The 11842-nt window shown below is 62.4% G+C and carries 8 protein-coding genes and 1 tRNA gene; 4 read left to right on the top strand and 5 right to left on the bottom strand.

Annotated elements, in window-relative coordinates:
- Together ABW043_RS21075 and ABW043_RS21070 are read left to right on the top strand one after the other, a co-directional pair.
- Positions 1-1412, top strand: a 1412-nt coding sequence (locus ABW043_RS21075; RefSeq protein ID WP_353923160.1) for a Y-family DNA polymerase, incomplete at its 5' end; no start/stop codon positions are given.
- Positions 1409-4870 (top strand): error-prone DNA polymerase, encoded by a 3462-nt coding sequence (locus ABW043_RS21070; protein WP_353923159.1) that lies wholly within the window; start codon positions 1409-1411, stop codon positions 4868-4870. The genes ABW043_RS21075 and ABW043_RS21070, both read left to right, overlap by 4 nt.
- A gap of 9 nt (positions 4871-4879) precedes the next feature.
- On the opposite strand, the gene ABW043_RS21065 is transcribed toward ABW043_RS21070, so the two are convergent.
- The gene (locus tag ABW043_RS21065; protein WP_353923158.1) at positions 4880-5167 is read right to left on the bottom strand and encodes a 4a-hydroxytetrahydrobiopterin dehydratase; all 288 of its coding nucleotides are present in this window, start codon (positions 5165-5167) and stop codon (positions 4880-4882) included.
- Positions 5168-5516: 349 nt separating this feature from the next.
- On the opposite strand from ABW043_RS21065, the gene ABW043_RS21060 reads away from it, so the two are divergent.
- A complete protein-coding gene (locus tag ABW043_RS21060; RefSeq protein ID WP_353923157.1) occupies positions 5517-7823 on the top strand; it encodes a putative bifunctional diguanylate cyclase/phosphodiesterase in 2307 nt (768 codons plus the stop codon).
- A 109-nt stretch (positions 7824-7932) separates the two neighbouring features.
- Positions 7933-8712: an N-acyl amino acid synthase FeeM domain-containing protein gene (locus tag ABW043_RS21055; protein ID WP_353923156.1), complete on the top strand. Its 780-nt coding sequence runs from the start codon at positions 7933-7935 to the stop codon at positions 8710-8712.
- A gap of 19 nt (positions 8713-8731) precedes the next feature.
- On the opposite strand, the gene ABW043_RS21050 is transcribed toward ABW043_RS21055, so the two are convergent.
- From ABW043_RS21050 to ABW043_RS21035, 4 genes are all read right to left on the bottom strand, one after another.
- Positions 8732-8807, bottom strand: a tRNA-Thr gene (locus tag ABW043_RS21050).
- A 36-nt stretch (positions 8808-8843) separates the two neighbouring features.
- Complete coding sequence (locus ABW043_RS21045; RefSeq protein ID WP_353923155.1) at positions 8844-10229, bottom strand: heme biosynthesis protein HemY; 1386 nt, start codon at positions 10227-10229, stop codon at positions 8844-8846.
- Entirely contained in the window at positions 10226-11473 is a 1248-nt protein-coding gene (locus ABW043_RS21040; protein ID WP_353923154.1) for a COG4223 family protein, read from the bottom strand. Before ABW043_RS21040 ends, ABW043_RS21045 begins: the two co-directional genes overlap by 4 nt.
- A gap of 24 nt (positions 11474-11497) precedes the next feature.
- The coding region (locus ABW043_RS21035; protein ID WP_353923153.1) for a uroporphyrinogen-III synthase at positions 11498-11842 on the bottom strand (345 nt) is incomplete at its 5' end.

Here is an 11842-nt window from a genome sequence, read left to right as displayed (position 1 = left end):
CCCGCGCCATCTGGCCGGTTCTTACTGTGCGCGAGATCGACCGCCCAATGCTCGAAGCTGCCTTCGAGGACTTTGCCGATTGGCACTCCAATGCCAGTCCCCTCGTCTCGGTGATGACCGATGTGAGCCGCTTTGGCGATCTCGTGCTCGACATTACCGGGGTGCCCCATCTGTTCGGTGGCGAGAAGAAGATGCTGAGGGAGCTCATCTTCCGCCTGCGAAAACTGGGTTATCGCGTTTCCGGCGCCATTGCCCCCACCATCGGCGCCGCCTGGGCCGTCAGCCATTTTGCCAAAAGCCAGGTGGTCGAAGACGACACTTTTGCAGCTCTGCTCGACACTCTGCCCGTCGCGGCCTTGCGGCTTGAGGAAGCCCAGTTGTTTACCCTCGCCCAGATGGGGTTGAAGACCGTGGGCCAATTGCGGGTCTTTCCGCGAAAACCGCTGCAGGCCCGGTTTGACGCAAAACTCCTCATCCGGATCGACCAGGCTTTTGGCGCGATCGAGGAGCGGATGACGCCGCGCCTGCCCCTGGTCGATTATCTTGCCGAACGGCGCTTTGCCGATCCCATCAGCCTAATGGACGATGTGCTGCGCACGACGCACGACCTGGCGGTGGAACTGAGCAAAACCCTCGAAGCCGAAGGGCTGGGCGGCCAGACGTTTCATCTCTTTCTCTATCGGGTCGACCACAAGGTGATGACCCTGTCGCTCAATGCCGGACGCGTGACGCGCGACCCCGAGCATATTGCCGACCTTTTTCGCCATCGGGCGCAGCGGCTGGAAGCAGAATATGATCCCGGCTTCGGCATCGACATGGTGCGGCTTGCTGCCAGCAGCCTCGATCGGCTCGATGCTTTGCAAACCGGCGCTTTTTCCGTCGAAGACGGCACCGAAGATATCGCGAGACTCAACGACCGGCTGAGCAGCCGGCTTGGTCCTCTCGCGGTTCTGCGCACGGAAATGGTGGCGAGCCGCCTGCCCGAGCGCGCCACAAGATTGGTGCCCACGCAATCAGGCGAGACCGGCACTACGATTGCAGCCCCTGCCCTGCAGCGCCCGGTAAAACTGCTGCCCATGCCCGAGGTCGTCGCCATCCTGGCCGAAGTGCCCCATGGCCTCCCCGCTTCCATGGTCTGGCGCCGCGAGAGCTATCGCCTGGTCAGCGGCCAGGGACCGGAGCGGTTGAGCGCCGAATGGTGGCGGAAGCAGGAACAGCTCAAACTGGTGGAGCCAGATCCCAAAAAACCGAAACCCTATGAACCCAACCTGCCCGAGTTCAGCCCCACGGCCGGAACGCGGGATTATTATGTGGTGGAGGACCAGCACGGCAGCCGCTTCTGGGTGTTTCGGCAGGGGCTTTATGGCGAGGGAAATAGGCCGATCTGGTACCTCCATGGATTCTTCCCATGAGCGCCCTCGCCACCACGCCCGAAGAAATCATCAAGATCGAGCCGCCGTTTTACAGCGAGCTTATCACCACCAGCAATTTTTCCTTCCTGCGCTCGGGCTCGCATCCCGAGGAAATGGTGGCATCGGCCATGCATCTGGGCATGACGGCGCTCGGGCTTTGCGATCGCAATACCTTTGCCGGCGTGGTGCGCGGCTATGTGACGGCCCGGGACAACAAGGAAATCAGCCCCGATTTCCGCTATCTCGTCGGCGTGCGGCTGGTTTTTGCCGACGGCACGCCCGACATCGTCGCCTATCCCAGCGATCGCGTCTCCTATGGGCGGCTCTGCAAGCTGCTCACCATTGGCAATCATCGCGGCGAGAAGGGCAATCCAACGCTCTTTTTCGACGACCTCTTTGGCTCGTCCAATCCGGCCTCCGAAACCGAGCAGGGCCCAAGCGAAGATTTTTCGCAGGGCCAGCTTTTTATCCTCCTTCCGGACGAAAGCGATTGGGCGCTCACCGAAAAGACACTGGATCGCCTCAGCCGACAGGCGCCCGGACGGACCTGGATTGCCGGCACGCCACGCTTCGATGGTCTCGATCGCGCCAGGCTCAACCGGGTGGAGGCGACGGCCAAGCGGCACAAGGCCGTCATGATCGCCAGCAATGACGCCCAATATCACGAGCCCGACCGCAGCATGCTTCTCGATGTCGTCACCTGCATCCGCGAACACGTTACGCTCGAGGAAGCCGGATTTCGCCTGACCGCCAATGCCGAGCGGCATCTCAAGAGCCCGCGCGAAATGGCCGGGCTTTTTGCCGAGCATCCGGACGCCATTGCGCAAACCCAAAAGTTCGTCGGGCGGATCGATTTTGCGCTCAACCAGCTCGAATACAATTATCCCGAGGAAACCATTGGCAATGGCGAGACAGCGCAGGAGACGCTGGAACGGCTGACCTGGGCTGGAGCCAAAAAGCGCTTTCCCGAAGGATTGCCGGCGGGTTCCGAGGAACAGATCCGCACGGAACTGAAGCTCATCGACGAAAAGGGCTATGCCGCCTACTTCCTGACCGTTCAGGACATCGTGCGATTTGCGCGCGAGGAAAAAGGCATCCTGTGCCAGGGCCGCGGTTCCGCTGCCAATTCGACCGTCTGCTACTGCCTCGAAATCACCGAGGTCGACCCTCGTAAAGCCACGCTGGTCTTTGGCCGCTTCATCTCCACCGAGCGCGACGAACCGCCCGATATCGACGTCGATTTCGAGCACGAGCGGCGCGAGGAGGTGATGCAATATGTCTATCAGAAATACGGCGGACGACGGACGGGCCTGACCGCCAATGTCATCTCCTACCGCTCCAAAAGCGCCATTCGGGAAACGGCAAAGGTCTTTGGCGTTTCCGACGACACCGTTGCCGCCTTCAACCAGCTCCACTGGGGCTGGGGCTCCTCTCTGGACCTCAAGAACGTGAAAAATATCGGGCTCAACCCCGATGACCCGGTCCTGGCCCAGATGTTCGAGATCGTAAAAGTGCTGCGCGGTTTTCCGCGGCATCTCAGCCAGCATGTCGGCGGCTTCGTCATCACCCGCGACAGCCTTGAGAGCCTCGTGCCGATCAGCAAGTCGGCCATGGATAGCCGCACCATCATCGAATGGAACAAGGACGACATCGACGCCCTCAAGATCCTGAAGGTGGATATTCTGGCCCTCGGCATGTTGACCTGCCTGCGGCGCGCCTTTGACCTGATGAGGGATCATTACGAGCATGAGGTAACGCTGACCGAATTGCAGAACGAAGGGTTTAGCGACCAGGAAAACGGCACAGAAATCGCCAAACCGGTCTATGAGATGACCCATCGCGCCGACACGATTGGTGTGTTTCAGATCGAAAGTCGGGCGCAGATGTCCATGCTGCCGCGGCTGAAACCCAGCGTCTTTTATGATCTCGTGATTGAAGTCGCGATTGTGCGGCCCGGCCCGATTCAGGGCGGCATGGTCCACCCCTACCTAAAGCGGCGCGAAGGCATCGAGCCCTGGACGGCTGATCCTGATGATCCGCTCGATCAGGTGCTCAAGAAAACTTTGGGCATTCCGCTGTTTCAGGAGCAGGCGATGCAGATGGCGATCAAGGGCGCCGGCTTTACGGCGGGCGAAGCGGACCAGCTTCGCCGCGCCATGGCCGCCTGGCGCCGCACCGGAAAGATCGAGATCTTCAAGGAACGTTTCATCACCGGGATGATGAACAACGAACGCAAGAAATACAGCCAAGAATTTGCCGAGCGCTGTTTCTCCCAGATCGAAGGCTTTGCCGAATATGGCTTTCCGGAAAGCCATGCCGCCAGCTTTGCCCTGCTCGTCTACGCCTCGTGCTGGCTAAAATGCCATTATCCCGATGTGTTTGCCTGTGCCCTGCTCAACTCGCAGCCCATGGGTTTTTATGCCCCGAGCCAGCTCGTGCGCGACGCGACAGAGCATGGCGTCGAGATCCGGCCGCCCGATATCAACGTTTCGGCCCATGACTCCAGCCTTGAGCAGGATGGCTGGGATGCCAGGAAGCACGTCTGGCCGCGCCATCAGGTCATGGCAAAGGACATCTGGACCACCAAAGCCCTGCGGCTGGGGCTGCGCCAGGTGGAAGGCCTTGCCAAAAAAGACATCGAACGGATCGTCGAGGTGCGCGCCAAGGGACGCTACACGTCCATTCGCGATCTTTGGCTGCGCACGGGCGTGCCCATCGCCAGCCTCGAAAAGCTCGCCCGCGCCGATGCCTTTTCCGATTTCGGGCTCAATCGCCGCGAAGCGCTTTGGGCGGTGAAGGGCCTCATCGGCACCCACGGCGCCGAAACCCTGCCGCTCTTTGCCATCGAGCCACCCAAGGAAACCCCGGTCGAGGAACCCGCCGGCCTGCCCCTCATGGCCCCGGGCGAAGAGGTCATCCACGATTATGCGACCCTGTCGCTGTCGCTAAAAGGCCATCCCGTGCAATTCCTGCGGCCCATGCTGATGCAGCGCGGCACGACACGGGCGGAAAATCTGGGAACGGTGACGCCTGGCCACCGCATCGAAGTAGCCGGTCTTGTGCTGGTGCGACAGCGGCCGGGCACGGCGAGCGGGGTCATTTTCGTCACCCTCGAAGACGAGACCGGGGTCGCCAATATCGTCGTCTGGCCAAAACTGTTCGAGAATGACGCCATGCGAAAAACCCTGCTGTCGAGCCGCATGCTCGCCGTGCGCGGTCAATTGCAGAAGGAGGGTCTGGTGATCCACATCATCGCCGAGGACATGACCGACCTCACCCCGCAACTGCTCGATCTTTCCCATGGCAAGGATTTTGGCGACAAGGTCGTGGCCCGGGCCGATGAAGGCAAATCCGGCCCGCCGGGCAGCCAGAGCCGCGACCGCAATGCCATTCGTGAAATCGAAATGGCCCGCCGCCGCGCCTATGGCGCCATGCCCAAAGGCCGGAATTTCCACTGAGCCTGTCGATCAGATCAGCGCCGAGATCTTTTCGGCGAGATCGACATCCTTTTGCGTCAACCCACCCGCATCATGGGTGGACAGCACGATCTCGACCTTGTTGTAGCTATTGGACCAGTCGGGATGGTGCTCCGCCTTGTCGGCGAGCAGCGCCACGCGGCTCATGAAACCAAAGGCCTCCGAAAAGTCCTTGAACTTGAAGGAGCGCTTGAGCTGCTTGTCCCCATCCGCCAGCGTCCAGCCCGTCAGTTTGCTGCGCGCCGCGGTGATTTCTTCGGGCTTGAGCTTGTCTGCCATTGTGGTTTCCTCGTTCTGAAGCGCGTGCCCAAAAGCGGCTAGCGGTTTTGGAACATGCGCGAAAAGCCGGCGCGGGTGCGTTTCCTTGAAATCGCCACGCGCTTGAGCGAACCGCATTAAGCAAGGGTTCACCTTGGCAACGGGAAAGCGGCGACGAAGTTCATCTTAGCCTCAACATTCAAGACGCTCTTAACCGCATATGCGTTGAACTCAACGACAATCAAAACGGCCATGCCAAGAATGGGCGGCCATAAGCCACGACCGTGGCGAACGACACCAAACTGCCATCGACCGGAGTCGGGGGCAGCGGATCGCGCCCCAAGAGATCCGAACCCTCAACAGGACCGGCATGTTCCAAGCCGCCCATAAATTGCTGCCCCCAGTCGACTATGTGTCGATGATCCGCTCCCTTTACGCCGACCGGATGTCGATGTTGCTCGGCGCCTATGGCTCGGCGCTGGCCGCAGCCGTGGCAGCGCTGGAAGCCAAATCTCCCGAACTCGGTTGCTTTGCCGTTCTGTTCATCGTCGTGGGCGCTCTGCGTCATCTCGACATGAAGGCCTTTGACGATGTGGTGCTCGGCGATGAGGACGTCGAAGGAGCGCTCTATTGGGAAGGCCGGGCAACCCTGGGCGCTGCCGCCATCGCGCTGCTCTATGGCGTCTGGTGCCTCGTCAGCTTCTGGGTCGTCGACGATGCCTTTGCCGAACTGACCGCCGCCAGCGTTTCGGTCTCGGTGCTGGTCGGCGTCTCCCAGCGCAATTTCGCCATCGACAAGCTGATGACCATCCAGGTCCTGCTCATCGCCGTGCCCCTCTGCCTGGGGCTGCTGCTGGTGGGCAATATCTATTATGCGCTGCTGACCCTGCTGCTGCTGCCCTTTTTCCTGTCGCTGCGCAAAATCGCGGGCAATGCGCGAAACGTGCTGCTGCGCGCCGTGCATGGTCGCACCAAGGCCTCGGCCCTTGCCGGCCAGCTCGATGCCGCGCTCGACACCATGGCGCATGGCCTTCTCATGCTCGACCGCAACCACCTGATCGAGGTTGCCAATGACACGGCCCTTGTGGCCTTCGGCATCGAAAACCCCTCGGACTGGATCGGGCGACCGCTTTACGAACTCTTCGAACATGCACTGGCGACCGGCGCCGTGCCGCAGGCCGCCGCGCGCCGCATCGAGGTGCTGGTCGAGACCCGATCGAGCGGCAAGGTGCTGATCTCCAATGCGGGCGGGCACTATTTTGAAGCCTCGATCTCTTCGCGCGATACCAAATCGGTATTGTTGTTCGAGGACGTTTCCGATCGCATCGCCGCCGAGGAGCGTATCAGCTATATGGCGCGCTATGACGCGCTGACCGGCCTGCCCAACCGCGCCCATTTCGCCGAATTGGTGGAAAAGGCGCTCGAATCCCGGCTTGATACAGTCGCTTCCGGCCATGCGGCGCTGCTGATCATCGATATCGACGATTTCAAGCATATCAACGACACGTTGGGCCACCTTGCCGGCGATCAATTGCTGCACGAACTCGGCCGGCGCCTGCCCGGCGTCCTGCCACAAGATGCCATTGTCGGTCGCCTGGGCGGCGACGAGTTCATCGCTTTCTACACTTCCCCTGAAGGTCCCGAAGGCATCGAGGCCGATGCCGAGCGCCTGCTCACTAACCTCCATCAGGCCTATCAACTGCCCAATCGTCGTCTCGACATCGATGTGAGCGTCGGTCTCGTTGCGTCTTCCGACCGCAACAATGATTTCGAGCAGTTGATGATCAAGGCCGATCTGGCGCTCAACGCGGCCAAATCGGGCGGAAAGAACCGCTTCATTCAGTTCCATGCGCGCATGGACACCGAATACCAGCTCCGCCAGCAGCTCAAGACGGACCTCAAGACCGCCATTGCCGAGGGCAAACTGCACCTCGCCTATCAGCCCATCGTCGACCCGCGCGAAAACCGCATCGTGGGCTGCGAGGCGCTGGCGCGCTGGAATCACGAAACCTATGGCGCGATCTCGCCGGCAACCTTCATTCCGATCGCCGAAGAAACCGGCATGATCACCGACCTGACGCGCTTCGTGCTCGCCAGGGCAACGAGCGATTGCCACACCTGGCCCGGCATCACCCATGTCGCGGTCAATATTTCGGCGCACGATTTCCGCGCGACCGATGTTGCCGAAATGGTCGGCGGAGCGCTTGAGGAAAGCGGTCTCCCAGCCGCAAGGCTCGAAATAGAAGTCACCGAAACCACGGTTATCGAGGAGCGCGACGCCGCCGCGGCCGCCCTCCTCAAATTGTGCAAGCAGGGTGTCGGCATCGCGCTCGACGACTTTGGCACCGGCTATTCATCGCTGAGCTATCTCAGCGCCCTGCCCTTCACCAAGCTCAAGATCGACCGCTCTTTCCTCACCGGCATCGAAACCGACGAGCACGCCCTCAAACTGCTCGCCAATGTGGTGCAGATCGGCAAGGACCTCGATCTCGCCACCACCATCGAGGGCGTCGAAACCGAGGTTCAGCTCAACTTCGTCACCAACCACACCCGGGCCGATCTGATTCAGGGTTTCCTCTACGGCGCCCCGATGAGTTTCGACGCGATCTCGCGCCTGCTCGAACAGCAGATTTACCGTCAAAACACCGTCCCGCTACGGCTCGTCTCCTCGACCTAATGCGGTCAAAACCAGCATATTAACCATGCGCGGAATGTAAACTTTTGCCAGGGTTAATAGATCGTTAACGTCCACCGCAGAGGCAATTTCAGGCGGCGGACCAATCAGCATGGCGATCGACAAGGACAGCGCGGCTGCGGCCCGCGCCGGCGAGCCCTCGCGCTTTTCGGGGGCGCTCATCGATGTCCTCGACGATGTAAGCTACGCGCGGGTCGATGCCAGCGTCATCGACGATCCCATCCATAAACTGCGCTATCGCGCCTATGTGCGTGAGGGTTTCATGGATCACAATGCAGAAGAAATCTGCATCGACGATCTCGATGAAACGCCCAATGCCATGAGTTTTGGCATCTATATCAAAGGCGAGCTGGTCAGTTCCATCCGCCTGCATCACCTGACGGCCGAGCATCGCCGCTCACCCAGCATGAAGGTGTGTCCCGATATCCTTACCCCGATGGTTGATGCCGGCAAAACCTTCATCGATCCCAGCCGTTTTACGGCCGATCGCGAAGCCTCGCTGGCGTATCCGGCCCTCCCCTTCCTGACGCTGCGCGTTGCTGCCATGGCCTCGGTCCACTTCAATGCCGATCTGTGTCTGGCTCTGGTGCGGCCCGAGCATGGCCCATTCTACAAGCGCGTCTTCGGCTCCGAAATCATGAGCGACGTGCGGACCTATCCGGGCCTCCATTTCCCGGTCGCCCTTTTCGGCGCGCCGGTCGAAAACATCCGCACCCGCGTCGCCCAGCGCTTTCCGTTCTTCCTTTCGACGAGCCAGGAACGCGAGCAGCTCTTCACCCAGACGGTCAAGCAGGGCACGCATCTGCGCATTCGCGCCTCAGCCCGACACGCTTATGAAAGCGCGCGCGCAGAAATGGCTGAACAACTCTAGCGGGAAGTAGTGGGGGAAGTGGTGCCGCTTAGGTGACTCGAACACCTGACCCCATCATTACGAATGATGTGCTCTACCAACTGAGCTAAAGCGGCTCCGGCCGGGCCGTGGCCCGAACAGATTGCGGTCTTTTACTGTTGGTTTTCGGCGGGCGCAAGAGGCAAGACCGGGGCAGGCTTGGGGAAATCCTCAGGCCCTTCGCTCGATGCCACCGGTAGTGGCAGGGGCCGCGCATTGCTGGTCACCGGCACTTTCCATTCGAAAGCATCGAGCTTGCCTGTCACCGGGGAAGTCGGTTCCCATTCGGCACTGACGAGCCCATCGGCGGTCCAGGCCGGATCGCGCGCGGCCCGCAGACCCCGCGCCAACCATTCGCGCGCCTTGCCCTGGTCGCCGCTCTCGCCCGCTTCGATTTCGGCCATGAGGCTGGCAACGCCTTCGGTGAGATCGGGCCCGGCATAGGGCAGCAGCACATCGCGCGCCAGCGGCCAGTCATAGGCGTCGATGGCGGTCCGCGCCAAGGCCATGGCAGCGGCCCGGTGTTCTGGCGGCATATCGACGATTTCGCGCATGCGTTTGAGGCGTTCGACCGCCGAGGCGCCTGGCTGGGCATGGCCATAAAGGGCGGCAATATCGGGATGGCCAGTTGCCCGCCAGATGCGGCGCAGCAGGCTCATCGCCTTGCGGCTCTCGCCCTGGTTGATGTGGATGCGTGCCGCAATCAGCGCTGCCGGCACGAAATCGGGCAGCAGTTTCAGGGCCGTGAGCGCATGTTCGAGCGCCGCCAGCGGCTGGCTGGTTTCCGCTTCACGGGCGCGCGCCGTTTCGATGACAGCCTGGCGGCGGCGTTTTCTGGCGCGGCCCTCGCGGCCCGGCGGTACTTCGGCATTGACCATGGCCACCGCCTCGGCCCAGTGGCCACGCTGCACCAGATCGTCGAACACGGCTTCCGCCGCCCACGAGCTGTCCGGCGCAAGGCTCAGCGCCTTACGCGCAAAGGTCAGCGCCGCTTCCGGCCGCTGCTGGGTCCGGGCCTGATCGTAAAGACCCGTCAGGGCAGCCAGCGCCGTCTTGTCGCTGGCGATCAGCGCCCGGTAATGCTCGCGCGCCGCAGGCATATCGCCCACCGCCAGATCGGCCCGCGCTTCGAGCAGCTTTGCCGCGCTGTTTTCAGGCAGGCGCGCCTGCGCCTCGCGGGCCAGAAGCCGCGCCCGTGCCGGGTCGCCCGACTGGAGGGCAATGACAGCATCGGAGAGTGCCTCGACGCCTTGAGCACGGCGGCGCAGGGCACGACGACGCGCCATGGCGCGGGGCGCCCCGAAAATGCGGCGCAACACGGTCCAGACGAGAATGATGAGCGCAGCCAGGAGCAGCAGCAGCACCACGGCCGTACCGAGCCGCGGCTGCATGCGATAGCCCGCCAGTTCAAGCGTCAGCGTGCCCGGCAAGGCCATCAGCCAGGCGGCGAGCGCCGCAACGACGAGGGAGCCGACGATCCAGAGGGCAAGACGGATCATGCGCCACTCCCTCCCGTCAGCGCCGCCTGCCGAAGCGAGGCGAGGAAGGACTGCGCCGCAGCCTGATTGGCGATTTCACCGGCAACGGGGCCCGTGGCGGTGCGCATGGACGGCGGCAAAGCATCGAGCTCGGTCTTGGCCGCGATAAAATCACCGCGCCCGACGGCGCCTTCGAGCCGAGCCACAATGGCCTCGGGCCCATCGCCCTCTACCGCTTCGGTGGGGCGCAGGGCGATGATGCCGCGGAACCAGTCGGATGTGGCTTCCTGCCAGCCCGCATCTGCTCCAACCGGCCGGCCCGCCAGAATATCGGGCAGCACGGCGTTGAAATCGCGCGCAATCAGATCCGGCCGCTTGAGGCCGGTCATGGCATTGGCAAGCACCGCTTCAGGCACGGCGAGGCTGGGAAGCGCCTGGCGCAGCGCCGCCACTTCGGCGTCATAGGCCGCGCCGGTGGCAAAGGCCGTTTCGAAGCCGGAGACGATCAGCGGCAAACGCACCTGACCCGCTTCGACCGCCGCACCCTCGGAAACATCGGTTTCAAGCGTCGCGACCTTGGCGGAAACACCATCAAGATCCGTCTGCGCCTGTGCCGACGCCTGACGCAGGGCGGCAATCTCGGTTTCGAGCGCGGCAATGGCGGCAGCATTTTGCGCCGTTGTCTCGCTTGCAGCCTGCGGCGCCGCGGTCAGTTCATCAACCCGGGCGCTGAGCGCTGCAAGGTCACCCGCAACCTGAGCCGATGGCGTCGAATCGCCTGTAGGCGCGGCGGCCCCAGGATTGGTTTCGAGCCCGGCAACACGCGCCGTCAGCCGCGCCAACTCGTCCTGAAGCGTCGAGGTGACGGTTTCGAGTTCCGGCACAGCCGTTGAAATGGTGGCAATGCGCGGATCGGCCGGCTGCGGCGCCGGGGCAACCGCGGGCCAATAGCCCAGCAGCGCCAGCCCATAGGCAGCCCCAAGACCAACGACACCGCCGACAAGACCGGCGAGCCAGGCCGTTCCTGCCCCTGATTCGGCCGACGAAACCGGCGGCGGCGTGATCGGCTTTGATTCGGGCCTTGTCGGCTCCGCGCTCTTTGTGGGTTCAGGTTTGGGCGCAGGCCCGGGCTTTGGCGCCGGGCTCGGCTTGACCGATTCGGCCGGTCGCGCCGTACCTTCCAGCACAGGTGGCTTCACCGCGCCGGACTTGGCGGCGGGGCTTTGTGGGGTCGCGGCGCCTGCGGTATCCTTGGGATCAGCCATGTGCCTTCCTTCTGCCTTGCCCGATCATGACCCAGATTGCTCGCGGGCAAAAGCCAGCGCCAGGGACATCATCGCTTCTTCATCCGGCCGGTCGGCCAGATGCACACGGGTAAAATGATTGCCGAGCAACGGTTGCGCGACATTTTCGGAGAGGCAGAACAGCGCCAGATCGCGCTTTTTTGCCGCGCTGAGCTTTTGGCCCACCAGCGTGCAAAAAATCTCCGCCGTTCGCCTCGAATAGACCATCACAGCATCAAAGCCACCGCTCTCGAGCGCGACGAGCGTGTCATCGGGGAAATCTGATTCGGCGACCATGTCATAGACCGTCGCCGTGACCACCATGATCCCATGCGGGACGAGAGCCTGGGC

The sequence above is a fragment of the Devosia sp. genome (assembly GCF_040509215.1).
In the GTDB taxonomy this organism is placed as follows: domain Bacteria; phylum Pseudomonadota; class Alphaproteobacteria; order Rhizobiales; family Devosiaceae; genus Devosia.
The sequence above is the reverse complement of the archived record's forward strand: the minus strand, read 5'-3'. Positions and strand labels throughout refer to the sequence as shown.